Source organism: Extensimonas soli, assembly GCF_029211265.1.
In the GTDB taxonomy this organism is placed as follows: Bacteria; Pseudomonadota; Gammaproteobacteria; order Burkholderiales; family Burkholderiaceae_C; genus Extensimonas; species Extensimonas soli.
Genome location: NZ_JARGEL010000022.1, coordinates 25,312 through 41,747, shown reverse-complemented (window position 1 = coordinate 41,747; position 16,436 = coordinate 25,312). Strand labels below are relative to the sequence as shown.

Genomic DNA, 16,436 nt, shown 5'->3' with positions numbered 1-16,436 from the left:
CACCGCCGCAAACGCAGACGAAGGCGCGTCCCGCCCGCCGCGCATGCTCGCGCCCTGGCGAGGGGCTTTGCTGTACCTCGTCTTGGGCGCGCTCTGGATTTATGTGGGTGACGCCTTGCTCGAGCGCTGGGCTGGCAACACCGCCGAGCTCACGCGCTGGCAGACCATCAAGGGCTGGCTGTACGTGCTGCTCACGGCGCTGCTGGCCGGCGTGCTGCTGCGGCGCGCACAACAGGCGCAGGCCGAAAGCGCCAGCAGCGCGGAGCGCCAGCGCCTGGCGCACACAGCGGTCGATCACACCGTCGAGGGCGTGGTCGTGACCGATGCACACAGCCGCATCCTCTCGGTCAACGCGGCGTTCACGCGCCTCATGGGCTACACCGAGGCAGAGGTGCTGGGCCAGATGCCGCGCCTGTTCAAGTCCGGGCGGCACGACCAGGCGTTCTACCAGGCCATGTGGGCGCAAATACTGGGCACGGGCCATTGGCAGGGCGAGATCTGGAACCGGCGCAAAAACGGTGAAATCTTCCCCGAGCACATGTCGTTGAGCGCGGTGCGCAACGCCGCGGGCGAAGTCACGCACTATGTGTGCGTGTTCAGCGACATTTCTGCCGAAAAGGCGCAGCACGAGCGCATGGAGTTCCTCGCAAACCACGACCCGCTCACGGGCCTGGCCAATCGCCTGTGGCTGGTGCAGCAGCTCGAAGCTGCCGTGCAGCTGGCGCGCACGAGTGGCGAGCGCCTGGCCGTGCTGCAGGTCAACCTCGACCGCTTCAAGGACGTGAACGACAGCTACGGCCACACCGTGGGTGACCGGGTGCTGCGCCACATCGCGCAGCAGCTGCAGTCGGTGCTGCGCCCGGACGACCTGCTGGGGCGCATGGCGGGCGACGAGTTCGCCGTGGTGGCGCGCCATCTGCGCCACCCCGACGAGGCCGCCACCGTGGCGCGCCAGTTGATCGCGGCTGTGGCCGTGCCCTGGCGCTCGCCCGAGGGTTTCGAGGTCGAGTGTGGCGCCAGCGTGGGCATTTGCCTGTTCCCGGGGCATGCGGACACGGCCACGGCGCTGCTGCAGGGTGCGCACGCCGCCGTCTATGGCGCCAAGGCGCAGGGGCGCGGCGCCTGGTGTTTTTACGCCGAGGAAATGACGCAGGCCGCGCGCGAGCGCCTCACGCTCGAGTCGCGCCTGCGCCAGGCGCTGCAGCAAGGGCAGCTCGTGCTGCACTACCAGCCGCAGATCGACATCGCCACGGGCCGCATCGTGAGCGCGGAAGCCCTGGTGCGCTGGCTCGACCCCGACGAGGGCCTGATTGCACCTGCGCGCTTCATCCCGCTGGCCGAAGTTTCTGGCCTGATCGTGCCGCTGGGCGCCTGGGTGCTGGCCGAGGCCTGCCGCCAGGGGCAGGCCTGGCGCGCCGCGGGCTTGCCCGAGATCACGCTCGCGGTGAACGTCTCGCCGCGCCAGCTGCGCCAAAGCGACCTGCCCGCCGCGGTGGCGCAGGCGCTGGCGCAAAGCGGCTTTGCCGCAGCGCAGCTGGAGCTCGAGATCACCGAAAGCGCGCTCGCCGAAAACCATGAACACGCGCTGCGCATCCTGCACCAGCTGCGCGCGCTCGGTGTGCAGCTGGCGATCGACGACTTCGGCACCGGCTACTCGTCACTCGTGCAGCTCAAGCGCTACCCGATCCAGGTGCTCAAGATCGACCAGGGCTTCGTGCGCGACATCCCCCACAACAAGGACGACATGGCCATCAGCGCTGCCATCATCGCGATGGGCCACAGCATGGGCCTGCGCGTGCTCGCCGAAGGGGTGGAAACCGTGGAGCAACTCGAATTCCTGCGCGCGCAGGGCTGCGACAGCTACCAGGGCTATCGGCGCAGCCGCCCCGTGCCCGCAGCCGAGTTCGAGGCCTTGCTGCGCGCCGAAGCGGGGTGCTGAGCCTGAATTCGGCAGTGGGGCGAGCCCACAGCATTTTCTTTCACGCCGCCGTCATCGTGGTGCGCAAGGATTGGGTGCATTACCAACCCAAGCTTTGCGCGCCATGACCAACAAGCCATCCCTTCCCGCGTTGTCCCCGTTTCGCCGCCGTGCCCCGCGCATGCTGGCGCTCGCGCTGCTGTGCAGCGCCGCCCTCGGCCTGAGCGCCTGCGGTGGTGATGGCGGCAGCCCCAGCTACAAGCCGCTGTCGCTCAACATCGCGCACATCAACGACCACCATTCGCAGCTCGATCCGTTTGCCGCGACGCAGCTGCAGCTCGACGGCGTGGCCACGCAGGTCGAGCTCGGCGGGTTTGCGCGCCAGACGGCGTTCTTCAAGTCGCTCGCGGGCACACCCAACCTGCTCAAGCTGCACGCGGGCGACGCGCTCACCGGCACGCTCTACTACACCTTCTTCAAGGGCCAGGCCGACGCGCAGCTGATGAACAGCATCTGCTTCGACGCCTTCATCCCCGGCAACCACGAGTTCGACGACGGCGACGCCGAGCTCAAGCAATTCCTCGACTATCTGTGGGACCCGGCCAACCGGCCCACCGGCAGCAGCTGCAAGACGCCCGCGCTGTCGGCCAACATCGTGCCGCAGGCCGGCACCGCGCTCGCGCCCAGCGCTGGCACGCCCTATCTGCAGCCCTACCTGATTCGCAACATCGACGGCGTGGACGTGGGCATCATCGGCCTGACCACCAAGGACAAGACGACGAATTCCTCGCGCCCGCTGCCGACCACGCAGTTCCTCGACGAAGCCAGCGCAGCGCAGCAGACCATAGACACGCTGCGCAACAAGGGCGTGCGCCACATCGTGCTGATGACGCACCTGGGCTACGACAACGACAAGGCGCTCGCGGCCAAGCTCACCGACGTGGACGTGATCATCGGCGGCGATTCGCACACGCTGCTGGGCGACTTCCAGTCGCTGGGCCAGAGCAGCGCCGGCGCCTACCCCACGGTGGCCAAGAACAAATCGGGCGAGACCGTGTGCATAGGCCAGGCCTGGGAATACGCCAAGGCGAGCGGACTCATGCACGTCGAATTCAACGCGCAAGGCAGCGTGGACAAGTGCAGCGGGCAGGCCTCGTTGCTGATCGGCGACAGCTTCAAGCGCCAGGACAGCACGGGCGCCTGGCAGCCGCTGGCTGACGCCGACCGCCAGGCGCTGATCGCCAAGCTCGCCGCCAACCCGGCCGTGAAGGTGCTCACCCCCGACGCGCAGGCCGCGCAGACGCTCGCCACCTTCAGCAGCCAGGTCAGCGCCGAAAAGGCCAAGGCCATAGGCAGCGCCAGTGAGGCCCTGTGCCTGGTGCGCGTGCCCGGCGAAGCGACCAACCGCAGCGCCGGCGTGGCCGGTTGCGAAAGCGCCAACACGCTCGCGCGCGGCAGCGACGCCGCGCAGGTGGTGGCCGACGCCTTCCTGGCTGCGAGCAAGCGCGCCGACTTCGCCATGCAAAACGCAGGCGGCGTGCGCATCGCCATCCCGGCGGGGCCGCTGAACATGAACACCGCCTTCACACTGCTGCCCTTTACCAACGTGCTCGTGGAGCTCGAGCTGACCGGCGCCGATGTGGTCGCCGCGCTCGAAGACGGCGTGGCCAACCATCTCGACAACAAGCAGTCCGACGGTTCGCACCCCTATGCCTCGGGCTTGCGCTGGGACCTGGACATGAGCCAGCCCAAGGGCCAGCGCTTTGCCAACGTGCAGGTGCGCAACAAAACCACGGGCGCCTGGGCGCCCATAGACCCGGCCAAGACCTACGTGCTCGTGACCAACGACTACGAAGCCTCGGGCAAGGACGGCTACACCACGCTGGGCAAAGCCTATGCCGCGGGCCGCTACGTCAACACCTACCTGCTCTACACGCAGAGCTTCGTCGATTACGTGCTCGCCAAAGGCACGCTGAGCCGCCCGCAGCGCGGCGACTATGCGCACCAGAAGGTGGTCACCAAGGCCGGGGTGACGCTGCCTTGATGCGCTGGGCGGGGGTGCGCGTGGCTTCTGTCGCTGCGCGCGCCAGGCTTGATTTGCTGGTCTTTTCCCGTCCCCGGAGGCTCCATCACGGGGCCGGAAACCCATCCCCCAGCGCCGCCCCCTCGCGCCGCGGGTCGGCGCTGCCTTCGAGCACGGGGCGGCCACGGTAGCGCGTGCGCATGATGGTTGCGATGCCGCTGCTTTGTGCCCTGAGGTCGATCTGGTGGCCGCGCGCGCGCAGGCCGCGCACGAGCGCATCGGCATCGCCGGGCAGGCCGCCCGCAGGGGCAGTGGTGTGGACGTTCGGGTGCTCGCCGCCGACGTAGGTCACGGGGCTGTTGGCGGCACCGAAGTCGATCAGGGCCGTGGCCTGCTGCGCCGAAAGGCCCCAGTCGAGCGCGCCCACCAGCGTTTTGCTCACGTACTGGATGATGGCCGCGCCGCCGGGCGAGCCCGTGGCGAGCATGAAGTCGCCCATGGAGCCGTCGGGCTTTTGGTGGAACACGAGCGTGGGCGCCATGGAGCTGCGCGGGCGCTTGCCGCCTTGCACGCGGTTGGCGATCGGGCCGTGCGCGTCGCGCGGCAGCACGGAAAAGTCGGTGAGTTCGTTGTTCAGCAAAAAACCGTGCGTCATGCGAAACGAGCCCATGCTGCTTTCAATGCTGCTCGTCATGCTGACCACGTTGCCGCGCGCATCGACCACGGTGATCTGCGTCGTGCCTTTGCCTTCGGCGCTGCTCGAGCCCATTTTTGGCTCCTGGGCAAACTCGCCGGGCTGCGCCGTGCCCATGCTGCGCTCGGCGGCGATCAGGCCGGCGCGCTCGCGCAGGTAGTTTTTATCGAGCAGCGCCGCCGCCGAGCCGCCAGGCAGCGGCACGAAGTCGGGGTCGGCGATGTAGCGGTTGCGGTCGGCGTAGGCCAGGCGCTCGGCCTCGGTGACCCAGTGCACGGCCTGCGCCTGCGGTTGGCCGCCGAGCGCGTCGAGCGCGGTGGGGGGCAGGCTTGGCAGGTCGAAGTTTTCCAACATGCCCAGCGTCGCGGCCACGGTGATGCCGCCCGACGAGGGCGCGCCCATGCCGCAGACCCAGTAGGCGCGGTAGCTCGTGCAGACGGGCGTGCGGCGCAGCGCACGGTAGTGCGCCAGGTCATCGACACTGGTCAGGCCCGGCGTGATCGGCACGGCCGGCTGGCCGCCGCGCGTGAGGTGGATTTTTTGCGCGATGCCCGCTGCGATGGAGCCGCTGTAGAAAGCGTCCACGCCATCGTGCGCGAGCGTCTGCAGCGTGGCCGCGTAGGCCGGGTTGCGCAGCAGGCTGCCGCGCGGTTTGGGGCTGCCATCGGGCTGCAGAAAATACGCGGCCGCTTCGGGGTCGGTGTGCAGCAGCACCTGGGCGCCGGCAATCGCGTCGGCCAGGCGCCCGCCGATGGCAAAGCCGTGCGCGGCGAGGTGAATTGCAGGCTGCAGCAGCTGCGGCCAGGGCAGGCGCCCGTGGTCTTGGTGGGCGAGTTCGAGCATGCGCAGCACGCCGGGCGTGCCCACCGAGCGCCCGCTCTGGCGCAGCGCGTTGAATGAGGATGGCCCCTCGGGCGCGCCGTTGACGGGCGCGGGCGGGCTTTGATCGCTCTCGTTTGCATAGCGCAGGTAGTCCTCGGTGGCTGCGGCGGGTGCGGTTTCGCGCCCGTCGTAGGAGGTGACGGTTTTGCGCCGCGCGTCGTAGTGCAGCAAAAAAGCCCCGCCGCCCAGGCCCGAGGACTGCGGCTCGACCAGGCCCAGCACCATTTGCGCGGCCACGGCCGCATCCACGGCCGAGCCGCCGCGCTGCAAGACCGCGCAGCCGGCCTGCGCCGCGAGCGGATGCGCCGCCACGACCATGAAGCGGCGCGCGCGCACGAGCGGCTTGGCGCGGTAGCCCGAGGCGGGCTCGGGCACGCCGGGCGCTGCGTTGGGCAAGGCGCGGGGCTGGCCAGTGCGTGTGCCGGTATTTGCAGCCTCGTCGGTAGCGCTGTACGCGCTGCAGGGTGCGGGGGTGCCTGGTTTGGTGAGATCGCGCGCCTGCGCTGTACCTGTCGCAAGGCACGCCAGGGCGAGCCAGAAGGCAGGCTTGCGCAGGAGGACGAGTGTGGTGACAGACATGGCGCGGCGCGTGGTGGATGGTGCGTGCGGCGCGCGGTGTACGGCGGCTGCGCTCAGAGGTAGATGATGAACGCCACCAGGGCGATGATCAGCCCGTACTTGATGAGGTAATACAACGGCTTGCTGAAGCTCTTGAGCCGGCGCCGGTATTGCCCCGCGTACCAGAAGATGCGGAAGATCTTGTTGATGACGCCGGTTTTGTCGCCGGTGTCGTTGGGCGAGGCCGCGGCGCTCAGCAGCGTGCGGCCCAGCCAGCGGTTCACGGCCTGGGCCCAGCGGTACTTCATGGGGCGCTCGAGGTCGCAAAACAGGATCAGGCGGTTGCGCTCGGTGCCGTTGATGGCCCAGTGCAAAAAGGTTTCGTCGAACACGAAGCCCTCGCCGTCGTGCCAGGCGTGCGGCTCGCCGTTGACCTCGATGAAGCAGCGCTCGTCGTTGGGCGTGGCCAGGCCCAGGTGGTAGCGCAGCGAGCCGCCGAACGGGTCGCGGTGGATGTTGAGCTTGCCGCCCGGCGGCAGCTCGGCAAACATCGCGGCCTTGACGCCGGGAATGTCGCGCAGCAGCGCCACGGTCTTGGGGCACAGGGCCGCGGCCGAGGGCGGGCTGATTTCATACCACTTGAGGTAAAAGCGCTTCCAGCCGTTTTTGAAAAACGAGTTGAAGCCTGCGTCGTCGTTCTTGTCGGTGCCGCGGATGCGCCCCTGTTCGCGCAGCGCGAGCGCCTCGTCGCGGATCATTTCCCAGTGGTCGGCAATGGTCTGCAGGCCCGGAAACTGGCTCGTGGGCAGGTAGGCGTCGCGCGTGGGCACGGCCGAAAAGGCGTAGAGAAAGACGTTCATCGGTGCGACGAACGAGGAATGGTCGAACAGCTGGCGCATGAACGGCAGCCGCGTGCGCCCGCGAAAATGCACGTACAGCACGCAGGCCAGCAAAAGCCCCACGATGGCCCACTTGACGATGCTTGCTCCATTCAGGTCCATATCCCACTCCATTGACCCACTCCATTCATTGACGTCACTGCCGCGCATGCCCGGCGGTTGCACTCCGCAAACGCGCATTGTGCCGGCAAGTGCATGACCTGTTCATGCGCGCAGACATGGTGTTTGATTCAGGACAAGCGGCGGGATGCACACCACCGGGCCGGGTGATTCAGGCAGAGGCGTCGCAGGTCAGCAAGTCGTAGGCGGCGCGCACGCGCTGCAGGTCGCGCCCCAGGCTGCGGCTTTGGGGCAGCAGGCGCAGCCAGTGCAGGCGCGGCAGGTCGGTTGCCAGCGCGGCTTGCATCGCGGGGCTGCTGTGCGCGAGCCAGTCGGCCCACAGCGCATGGCCGGCGGCGAGGGCGCCGCTTTCGACCAGGTAAATGGCGCAGGAGTGCGCATAGTGCAGCGCGTCGCGCGCCTGGCACAGGGGCAGCGGCAGCACGGCGCTCGGGTCTTCCTCGAAGTCGAGGAAACCGACCACGCCGTCGCTGCAGCGCACCATGTTGCGTGCAAAGGCCTGGCTCAGGCAGGCGCCCGCGGCGTGCACCTTGGCGAGCGCCTGCAGGCCCTGCTGCCAGATCGTGAGGATGGTCTGCGCATCACCTAGCAGCCTGTCGGACTTTGGAATCGTCGGCGGCGGCGCATGTTCGCTATCGACGCCCAAAGTCCGACAGGCTGCTAGCGCGGCGTCCATCTCGTCGATCAGCGTGCCGCGCGTGGCGAGGTTTTGCATCAGAAAGCCCTCGGGCTCGGCGGCCAGCACCTGCGGCACGCGCAGGCCCAGCGCGTGCAGCGCGCGCAGGCGGCGCACTTCGGTGGCGATGGCCTGCTGGCCGCCCAGGTTCGGCACGGGTTGCAGCGCCGCCAGGCGCAGCGTGCGCGCCGCCAGGCCGAGCACGCGGTAGCGCCACATGCTGTGCGGCGCGCCGGCTTTTTTCAGCCACACGCGCTCGCCGTCGAGTTCATGCGGCACGACGTTGCCCGTCTGCCGCGGCAGCTGCGCGCGCAAGAAGGCGGCATAGGTCTCGGGTGGGTGGGCGGGGGCAGCAAAAACCGTAGCGGCAGTGGTAGCAGACAAGGGCGTCATGCGGCAAAAAGCATGCAAAAGAGCCGAGCGTAGCGCATGCGCTTGCCCGCGCGAAGCAGCGGTGACACCAAAGCTACCGCTGCGGCGTCGGCTGAAAGCTGTGCGCGGCAGCCATGGGCCAATACAGGCGGTAGGGGTTGGGCAGCGCGTCGAGCGCACCGGGCGCGGTGTCGAGCAGTGCGCCGGGCAGCAGCGGCGTGAGCAGGCGCGCCAGCGGGCGCACCTCGGTGGCGCTGGTGCGGCGCACGATGTGTTCGGCGGTGATTTCGCTGGGGTGCGACAGGCCCGCGGCCTGCAGCAGCTCCTTGAAGGCGTGCAGCGTGCTGCGGTGCAGCTGCGCCACGCGCTGGGCCTTGTCGGGCACGACCAGCGCGCGCTGGCGCCGCGCGTCCTGCGTGGCCACGCCCGTGGGGCAGCGGCCGGTGTGGCAGCTTTGCGCCTGCACGCAGCCCAGCGCCATCATGAAGCCGCGCGCCGAATTGCACCAGTCGGCGCCCAAAGCGATCATGCGCGCAAGGTCGAACGCCGACACCACTTTGCCCGCGCAGCCTATGCGCACGCGCTCGCGCAGGTTCAGGCCCACGAGGGTGTTGTGCACCAGTTGCAGGCCCTCTTGCAGCGGCGCGCCCACGTGGTCGCTGAACTCGACCGGCGCCGCGCCCGTGCCGCCCTCGGCGCCATCGACGGTGATGAAGTCGGGCGTGATGCCCGTCTCGAGCATGGCCTTGGCGATGGCGAACCACTCCCACGGGTGGCCTATGCACAGCTTGAAGCCCGTGGGCTTGCCGCCCGAGAGCGTGCGCAACTGTGCGATGAACTGCAGCAGCTCCACGGGCGTGGCAAACGCGCTGTGGCTGGGCGGCGAGATGCAGTCCTGCCAGGCGGGCACGCCGCGCGCCTCGGCGATCTCGGGCGTGACCTTGGGGCCCAGCAGCATGCCGCCCTGGCCGGGTTTGGCGCCCTGGCTGAGCTTGAGCTCGATCATCTTGACCTGCGGCGCGTGCGCCTGCTCGGCAAAGCGCTCGGGGTTGAAGCTGCCGTCGGCGTTGCGGCAGCCGAAGTAGCCCGAGGCGATCTCCCACACCAGGTCGCCGCCGTGCACGCGGTGGTGGCGCGAGATCGAGCCTTCGCCCGTGTCGTGCGCAAAGCCGCCGATCTTTGCGCCCTGGTTGAGCGCCAGAATCGCGTTGGCTGACAGCGCGCCAAAGCTCATCGCCGAGATGTTGAACACGCTCATCGCATACGGCTGCGTGCAGGGGCTGACCGAGGGCGAGGGCTGCTGCGGCGTGCCGCCGACCCAGACGCGGAAGTCTTGCGAAGCGATGCGCGTGGGCGCGAGCGAGTGGTTGATCCACTCGTAGCCGCTGTCGCTCACGTCGAGCAGGGTGCCAAACGGGCGGTTGTCGGGCTCGCCCTTGGCGCGCTGATACACCAGCGAGCGCTGCGCGCGCGAAAACGGCTCGGCCTCACGGTCGCCTTCGATGAAATACTGGCGGATTTCGGGGCGGATGTCTTCGAGCAGGTAGCGCAAATGCCCGATCACGGGGTAGTTGCGCAGGATGGCGTGGTGCGGCTGGATCAGGTCATAAAGGCCAATCAGCACCAGCAGCGCACACAGCGCGAGCGCCATGCCCGTGGGCCAGCCCAGCGCGAGCCCGGCCTGCAGGCGCTGCGCGGCCAGCACGCCGGCCCACAGCAGGCCGAGCGCGCACAGCAGCAGTGCGGTGTAGCGGATCGGGAACAGCGTGGGCAGGCGTTTTGGCATGGGGCTGGCTGAAAGAGTGGCGGGCTCCCGGCCATCATAAAAGCCCCTGAAGACCGATGCTCCCGCCAGCGCAGATGCCCTTGGATGGAGCGCAGTGAAAGACCGTGGATGCTTTCATAATGATAGCTTCTCATGCTTTCTGAACGGGGACTAAAGCCCGATTTCATCAAAAAAGGCCGCACGGGGCGGCCTTGGGAGGTGATGGCGCGCTCGCGCGTCAGAAGTCCACGGTCAGGCCCGCGTAGACCGAGCGCCCCATGCCGGGCACGCCGGTGCCCCAGAGCGTGGAGCCGGCTTTTTCCCGGTTCATGGACATGGTCGTGCCCTGGCCCAGGTAGGCGCCGCCGAGCGGCTGGTAGTAGAGCTTGTCGAACAGGTTTTCGATGCCGAAATCCACGCGCACGTTTTTCCAGCGGTAGCTCGAGCGCAGGTGGAAGAGCGCATAGCCCGGCGTTTGCAGCTCGTTGCGCACGTCCGACACCTGCGACTTGCGTTTGACCATCTGCAGCTCGAGGCCGCTGCTCCAGTTGTCGTACTGGTGTGTGAGCGTCAGCTTGGCGTTGAGCGGCATGATGTTGTAGAGATGGTCGCCCGTGTCGCGGTTCTTGCCGTTGGTGTAGTTGAGCAGGCCGAGCAGCCCGAAGCGGCCGAAGTCGGTCTTGGCCAGCGGCATCTTGCCCGAGAGGTCCAGGCCATACAGGCGCGCGCTCTGGTTGGCGTAGCGCAAAACGACGAACTGGTTGCGCAGGGGCATCGTTGTGGGGGCGTTGCCCATGGCGCTCCACTGCACCGCGTCGATGAAGTTGTTCACGCGCGAGTAGTAGGGCGTGGCCTTGAACTCCCACTCGCGGTCGGCGGCGTGCAGGTCGAACGTGGCCGAGAAGGTGTGCGCCATTTCATGCTGCAGGTTCGGGTTGCCGAAATAGCCGTTGCCGTCGCCGACGAAGTTGTTCATCGCCGCAGCCATGCCCATGCTCGACCAGGAATAGCGCTCGTAGAGGTTGGGCGAGCGCGTCTTGAAGGCGTAGCCGAACTCTACGCTGCGCGTGGTGTCGGGCGTGTAGCGCGCGATGGCGGCGAGGTTCCAGTTGTCGTCGCTGCGGCTGCGGTCGCTCGTGTTGAAGGCAGTGGTGCTGTACATCATGTTGTAGCCCTGCACATTGCCAGCGTCCGTTTTCACGTGCTCGTAGCGTGCGCCGACCAGGGCCATCCACTGCGCGTCGATCTGGCGCTCCCATTCGCCGAACAGGCCGATGCGGTCGCGCTTGCCGTCGTTGATGTTCCAGAAGGTGTTGGGCCACATGCCGCCGCCCGATGGGGGCCACCAGTCGTCGAGGCGGTAGTTTTGCAGCTCGCCGCCTACGCGCAGCAGGTCGCGCGGGCCCATGTCTATGCTGGCCTTGAGCGACGCACCGGTGTTTTTGCTTTGCGTGTACATGGGCATGCCCGCCGCGCAGGTCGAGCCGATGGGGGAGCAGGGGTAGCCCGTGAAGGGCACGGCGCCGTTGGAGGCGCTGCCGTACCAGTAGCGCTTGTCGTCGCCAAAGTCCATGTAATGGTCGACCTTCTCATGGTAGGCGCGTGCCTCGAGCGCGCCCCAGTCGAACTGGCCCAGGTAGCGCAGGTTGATGCGGTGCTGGGTGTTGTCGAGCATGTCCATGCGCTGGGTCGGGTACAGCTGGTAGGGCATGTCCTGAAAGCCGAGCTTGGCCTCGACGAGCTGGCCGCTGCCGCGCCAGGCCACGCCGAGCTCGTGGTTGCGCGTCTCGTAGGCCGTGGAGCCGACCTCGTCGCGCGCCAGTGTATGGCCGGGGCGGCCCGTGGCGTCGTAGTTCTTGAAGTTGCCGCCGGCCTTGTAGTTGTCGGACTGCGCGATCGAGCCCGCGTAGGTGAGGTTGAAGGTCTCGGTGGCGTAGCTGGCACGCAGGTTGGCGCCCACGGCGTCGCCGTTGCTGCGGTAGTAGGTGCCGACCTGGCCCGTGGTGAGGCGGCCCGTGCCGGGCGCAGCGAACACCGGCGGCAGTGGCTCGACCACGATGGCGCCGCCGATCGCGTCGCCACCCACGCTCACGGGCGCGATGCCGGCATAGACCTGCACGCTGCCCACGTTGCTTGGGTCTATGTACGACAGCGGCGGGTTCATGTGGTTGGGGCAGGCGGCCATCAGGTCCATGCCTTCGAGCTTGATGCGCAGCCGGTCGTCGGCCAGGCCGTGGATCACGGGCAGGCTGGAGACGCCGCCGGCGCCGTACAGGCTCACGCCCGGCACGTCGCGCAGCAGGCTCGCGGTGTCGCTGGTGGACGCGCGCAGCGCAGGCAGGTCTTCGGGCGCTGCGGGTGTGGCGACGGCGCTGGTCGCCTTGGGCGCCGTCACGGTGACCTGCGGCAGGCGCGGCGCTGTGCTTTCTGGCGCGTTTTGCGCCTCCTGCGCGGCGACGACCTGGCAGACCGCCGCGGCGATCAGGCCGAGCGCCAGACGCTCGGCTTTGGGGGGACGGGTTTTCATCGAAATCTCCTGAATACGAATGATTTTTTCCGGCGCAAACACAGTGCCGGCAAGCAAACGGGCAGGGCCATGCGCGCGTGGCGCATGCCTGCGGTGGCTCGGGGGGGTCAGGAGAAAACGGGAGGTGCGCGTGTGCGGTGCGCGCGCCGCGGCTCGTGCGCGCGGGGCGCTTGCGCGGCAGGGCCCCGCGGCGGGGCCTGTGCCTGCGCGGCGGCGATAACGAGGGGCGCGGCCGCCGGAGGCAGCACGGGCGTGTGGCCGTGCAGCACGCACAGCGGGCAATGTGGCGGCGACAGCAGCGCGCCGGGCGCGTGCGGTGCGGCCGGTTCGGGCGCACCCGCATGCATGGTGCCCATGGCGCTGCACACCTGCTCGTCCCAGGGCAGCGCGTCGGCCGCGGCCCGGGATTGCGCCCAGGCCGACAGCAGCGGCGCGCCCAGGTTCCACAGCAGCGCGCACAAGGCCAGCCAGGCGCCGAAGCGCTTGAGCCGAGTGTTGCGCAATGCCGTCATGGTGGGGGTGCCGATCTGCGGTTTGTGTTCAGTCCAAGGCCGCGAGTCGCCCGGCCAGCCAGCCGAGCGCGTGCTGCGCCGTGGCGGCGCGTATCTGTGCGCGTGTGGTCAGGCCGTCCGCGGCGAAGTGCCGTACCTCGCTGTGCAGCAGCGGCGGCTGCCCGGTCGTGGCGCCGGGCAAGCACCAGCCGAACCACACCGTGCCCACGGGCTTGTCGGCGCTGCCGCCGCTCGGGCCCGCGACGCCGGTGACGGCGAGGCTCAGCTGCGCGTGTGCGTGCATGAGCGCGCCGCGGGCCATGGCGCGCACCACGGGCTCGCTCACGGCGCCGTGGCGCGCGATCAGCGCCGCGTCCACGCCCAGCAGCTCGGTCTTGGCGGCGTTCGAATAGCTCACGAAGCCGCGCTCGAACCATTGACTCGAACCCGCGAGCTCGGTGCAGGCCGCGGCGATCAGCCCGCCCGTGCAGCTTTCGGCCGTGGCGAGCATCCAGCCGCGCCGCAGCAGCTGCGCAGAAATAATGGTCAAAACAGGCTCTAGCGCAGATAAATCAAGCGCTGGCAGCTCTTGTTTTGTGAGTTCCGAGGCGCTCATGCGAAGAACCTCCAGAGCGCGATCACGAACAGCGTGCAAAACGCCGCGACGAAGTCGTCCCACAAAATGCCGAAGCCGCCGCGCCAGCCCAATCCCTTGCACACGCGGTCGGCCCAGCCCACGGGGCCGGGCTTGGCGGCGTCGAAAAAGCGAAACAGCACGAAGGCCCAGAACTGCCCCCAGCCGCCCATCGGCATGGCCAGCCACAGCACGAGCCAGAACGCCACGATCTCGTCCCAGACCACGGCGGGCGGATCGGCCACGTCCAGGTGCCGCGCAGTCAGTGTGCAGGCCCACCAGCCGAGCACGGCGCTCGCGGCGATCAGCAGGCCGATCTGCATGGTGCCCAGCCACTGCTGCAGCACCAGGTAGCTGAGCCAGGCCCAGAACGTGCCCACCGTGCCCGGCGCAACGCGGCTCAGCCCCGCGCCTGCGCCCAGCGCAAGGAAATGCGCCGGATGCAGCAGCAAAAAGCCCACACCGGGCCGAGACGGGCGGCGCGGGGGCGGGGTGCTCGATGGATTGCTCGCGGAAAGGGTAGGCATGTCGCCACGTGGGGGCTTGGTGGGTCTGCTTTGGAGGCCGGGGCGAGCAAACCATTGGTTGACCGCAGGCACCGAACCCAAAGGGTTGCAAATTCTAACGAGCCCGCTTTGGCGCTGGTTCGGCGCTGGTTCGGTGGCGCGGCCCCGTTGCGGCTGCCGCGGGCAAGGCAGATGCTTCACGCCCGGCGTGCGTGCAGCGGGCGCAGCGCGATCCCATGCAAAAATCCGCCGACCTTCACGGCCGAGACCATGCCATGCTCAGCGATCCCCTCGATGCCTTCCAGCAAGCCCAGGCCTTGCTCGAGCGCCTGCAGCGCCAGCCGCAGGCCTTTGGCCAGGCTGCTAGCGTGGAGCGCCTGCAGACGCATATCTCGTGGCTGCTGCTCGTGGGCGAGCATGTGTACAAGTTCAAAAAGCCGCTGAAGCTCGAATTCCTCGACTTCAGCACCGCGGCGCTGCGGCGCGCGGCCTGCGAGGAAGAGCTGCGCATCAACCGGCGCACGGCGCCGCAGCTTTATCTGGACGTGGTGGCGGTGGTCGAGGGCGATGCCCAATCCGAAGTGCAGGGGCTAGGAGCCTGTCGGACTTTGGGCGTCGAAAGCGAGAATGCGCCCCGGCGAGGCCAGTTTTTGCCGGATTCGCCGCCCCATAGCGGGACTATGGGGCAAGAAGACGGTAAAAAATGGGCCGCTGCGGCGCATTCGCAGCCGACGATTCCAAAGTCCGACAGGCTGCTGGGCGGCTTGCGCGTGCTGCCCGCGGCCGAGGCCGATGTGCTCGGCCTGCAGGCGCTGGCGCACGCCGTGCACATGCGGCGGTTTGCGCAGGACGAGCTGCTCGCGGCGATGCTCGCACAAGGGCGCCTGCTGCCGGCGCATATCGACGCGCTGGCGCGGCACGTGGCGCAGTTCCACGCGGCCGCGGCGGTGGCGGCGCCGGATGCAGGCTGGGGCAGCGCGGCCGCGGTGCGCGCGCCCGTCACCGAGTGCGTGCAGGCCGTGCAGAGCGTGACTGCGGCGGCGCTGCCTGCGCTCGCGCCCACGGTGCAGGCGCTTGCGCAGTGGTGCGCGGCGCAGGGCGAGGCGCTCGCGCCGGTGTTCGCGGCGCGCCTGCAGCAAGGCTGGGTGCGCGAATGCCATGGCGACCTGCATCTGGGCAATCTGGTGCTGCTCGAAGGTGTGCCGGTGCTGTTCGATGCCATCGAGTTCAACCCCGCGCTGCGCTGGATCGACGTGATGGCGGACGTGGCCTTTCTGGTCATGGACTTGCACGCGCATGGCCGCGCCGACCTGGGCGGGCGCTTTCTCAACGCCTGGCTCGAGCGCACGGGCGACTACGCGGGGCTCGCGCTGCTGCGCTACTACTGCGTCTATCGCGCCTTGGTGCGCGCGCGCGTCGCGGGGGTGCGGCTCGCGCAACTGCACGCCGAGGCGGGCGCGCGTGCGGGCGAAGCACAGTCGTTGGCGCAGGTCCAGGCAGGGGCTGAAATACAGGCCGAAGCACAGGCCGCAGCACTGGAAACGGCGAGCGAAGTGCAGCGCTACGTGCAGCTTGCGGCCCGCTTGAGCGCGCCAGGGCCCAGTGGGCTGGCACTTGCGCATGGCTTTTCCGGCGCGGGCAAGACCACGCAGTCGCAGGCGCTGCTTGCGCGCGGCGTGGTGCGCGTGCGCGCCGACGTGGAGCGCAAGCGCCTGTTCGGCCTTGCGCCCGAGGACGCGAGCGCGGCCGTGCCCGGCGGCATCTACACGCCCGAGGCCACCGAGCGCACCTATGCGCGCCTGGCCGAACTCGCGCGCGCGGTGCTGCAGGCGGGCTACCCGGTGCTCGTCGATGCCACGCTGCTCGCCGGCGCCCAGCGTGCGCGCTTCATCGCGCTCGCGGCGCAGCTGCGCGTGCCCTGGTGCATCCTGGCCTTCGAGGCGCCGCCCGAGGTGCTGCGCGCGCGCATCACCCAGCGCCAGCAGGCGGGCGGCGATGCGTCCGAAGCCACGCTCGCGGTGCTGGAGCGGCAGCTGGCCTCGGCGCAGCCGCTGTCGGCGCAGGAAGAGGCGCATACGCTGCACCTGGACACGACGCAACCGATCGATTGGGATGCCGTGTTGGCGCAGCTCTTGGAGGCCGGGCCGGGCGCTGCTACCAGTGAAACGGCTGCGGCAGCAGGTACAGCAGCACCGCGGTCATGACCAGGTAGCGCAGCAGCTTGCCCACGGCCATGTACGCCACGCAGGGCCAGAACGGCAGCCGCATCCAGCCGGCCACGGCGCACAGCGGGTCGCCGACGATGGGTAGCCGAGAGCCTATCTCGGTAGGGAACATACCCCGCGCCATGGCCTTGCGCGATGCCTGGCTA

General features: G+C 68.9%; 12 protein-coding genes. 3 read left to right on the top strand and 9 right to left on the bottom strand.

Annotated elements, in window-relative coordinates:
* The first annotated feature begins 43 nt into the window (after positions 1-43).
* Positions 44-1,939: a putative bifunctional diguanylate cyclase/phosphodiesterase gene (locus tag PYV55_RS10145; RefSeq protein WP_275850715.1), complete on the top strand. Its 1,896-nt coding sequence runs from the start codon at positions 44-46 to the stop codon at positions 1,937-1,939.
* A gap of 103 nt (positions 1,940-2,042) precedes the next feature.
* Positions 2,043-3,962, top strand: a complete 1,920-nt coding sequence (locus PYV55_RS10140; RefSeq protein WP_275850667.1) for a bifunctional metallophosphatase/5'-nucleotidase — start codon at positions 2,043-2,045, stop codon at positions 3,960-3,962.
* 85 nt (positions 3,963-4,047) lie between these two features.
* On the opposite strand, the gene PYV55_RS10135 is transcribed toward PYV55_RS10140, so the two are convergent.
* The 8 genes from PYV55_RS10135 to PYV55_RS10100 form a co-directional block, all read right to left on the bottom strand.
* On the bottom strand, positions 4,048-6,096 hold the full coding sequence (locus PYV55_RS10135) for a gamma-glutamyltransferase family protein (protein ID WP_275850665.1): 2,049 nt from the start codon (positions 6,094-6,096) through the stop codon (positions 4,048-4,050).
* A 53-nt stretch (positions 6,097-6,149) separates the two neighbouring features.
* Positions 6,150-7,055 (bottom strand): aspartyl/asparaginyl beta-hydroxylase domain-containing protein, encoded by a 906-nt coding sequence (locus tag PYV55_RS10130; protein ID WP_275850712.1) that lies wholly within the window; start codon positions 7,053-7,055, stop codon positions 6,150-6,152.
* Positions 7,056-7,245: 190 nt separating this feature from the next.
* Positions 7,246-8,154, bottom strand: coding sequence for a BUD32 family EKC/KEOPS complex subunit (locus tag PYV55_RS10125; protein WP_275850663.1), 909 nt, complete (start codon positions 8,152-8,154; stop codon positions 7,246-7,248).
* A gap of 82 nt (positions 8,155-8,236) precedes the next feature.
* A complete protein-coding gene (locus PYV55_RS10120; RefSeq protein WP_275850660.1) occupies positions 8,237-9,928 on the bottom strand; it encodes an FMN-binding glutamate synthase family protein in 1,692 nt (563 codons plus the stop codon).
* Positions 9,929-10,145: 217 nt separating this feature from the next.
* A complete protein-coding gene (locus PYV55_RS10115) occupies positions 10,146-12,434 on the bottom strand; it encodes a TonB-dependent receptor (RefSeq protein WP_275850658.1) in 2,289 nt (762 codons plus the stop codon).
* 107 nt (positions 12,435-12,541) lie between these two features.
* A complete protein-coding gene (locus tag PYV55_RS10110; protein ID WP_275850656.1) occupies positions 12,542-12,946 on the bottom strand; it encodes a DUF2946 domain-containing protein in 405 nt (134 codons plus the stop codon).
* 28 nt (positions 12,947-12,974) lie between these two features.
* Complete coding sequence (locus PYV55_RS10105; protein WP_275850654.1) at positions 12,975-13,541, bottom strand: CinA family protein; 567 nt, start codon at positions 13,539-13,541, stop codon at positions 12,975-12,977.
* Positions 13,538-14,086: a phosphatidylglycerophosphatase A family protein gene (locus PYV55_RS10100; protein WP_275850651.1), complete on the bottom strand. Its 549-nt coding sequence runs from the start codon at positions 14,084-14,086 to the stop codon at positions 13,538-13,540. Before PYV55_RS10100 ends, PYV55_RS10105 begins: the two co-directional genes overlap by 4 nt.
* Positions 14,087-14,340: 254 nt before the next feature.
* On the opposite strand from PYV55_RS10100, the gene PYV55_RS10095 reads away from it, so the two are divergent.
* Positions 14,341-16,269: a bifunctional aminoglycoside phosphotransferase/ATP-binding protein gene (locus PYV55_RS10095; RefSeq protein ID WP_275850649.1), complete on the top strand. Its 1,929-nt coding sequence runs from the start codon at positions 14,341-14,343 to the stop codon at positions 16,267-16,269.
* Here PYV55_RS10095 and PYV55_RS10090 read toward each other — a convergent pair.
* Entirely contained in the window at positions 16,220-16,402 is a 183-nt protein-coding gene (locus PYV55_RS10090) for a hypothetical protein (protein WP_407066789.1), read from the bottom strand. The two genes, PYV55_RS10095 and PYV55_RS10090, sit on opposite strands and share 50 nt — an antisense overlap.
* Positions 16,403-16,436 lie beyond the last annotated feature (34 nt).

Excerpts from the sequence above, each read along its gene's own strand:
- PYV55_RS10145 (WP_275850715.1), top strand. The coding sequence starts at position 44 with ATGCTCGCGCCCTGGCGAGGGGCTTTGCTGTACCTCGTCTTGGGCGCG.
- PYV55_RS10140 (WP_275850667.1), top strand. The coding sequence starts at position 2,043 with ATGACCAACAAGCCATCCCTTCCCGCGTTGTCCCCGTTTCGCCGCCGT.
- PYV55_RS10135 (WP_275850665.1), bottom strand. The coding sequence starts at position 6,096 with ATGTCTGTCACCACACTCGTCCTCCTGCGCAAGCCTGCCTTCTGGCTC.
- PYV55_RS10120 (WP_275850660.1), bottom strand. The coding sequence starts at position 9,928 with ATGCCAAAACGCCTGCCCACGCTGTTCCCGATCCGCTACACCGCACTG.
- PYV55_RS10115 (WP_275850658.1), bottom strand. The coding sequence starts at position 12,434 with ATGAAAACCCGTCCCCCCAAAGCCGAGCGTCTGGCGCTCGGCCTGATC.
- PYV55_RS10110 (WP_275850656.1), bottom strand. The coding sequence starts at position 12,946 with ATGACGGCATTGCGCAACACTCGGCTCAAGCGCTTCGGCGCCTGGCTG.
- PYV55_RS10105 (WP_275850654.1), bottom strand. The coding sequence starts at position 13,541 with ATGAGCGCCTCGGAACTCACAAAACAAGAGCTGCCAGCGCTTGATTTA.
- PYV55_RS10100 (WP_275850651.1), bottom strand. The coding sequence starts at position 14,086 with ATGCCTACCCTTTCCGCGAGCAATCCATCGAGCACCCCGCCCCCGCGC.
- PYV55_RS10095 (WP_275850649.1), top strand. The coding sequence starts at position 14,341 with ATGCTCAGCGATCCCCTCGATGCCTTCCAGCAAGCCCAGGCCTTGCTC.
- PYV55_RS10090 (WP_407066789.1), bottom strand. The coding sequence starts at position 16,402 with ATGTTCCCTACCGAGATAGGCTCTCGGCTACCCATCGTCGGCGACCCG.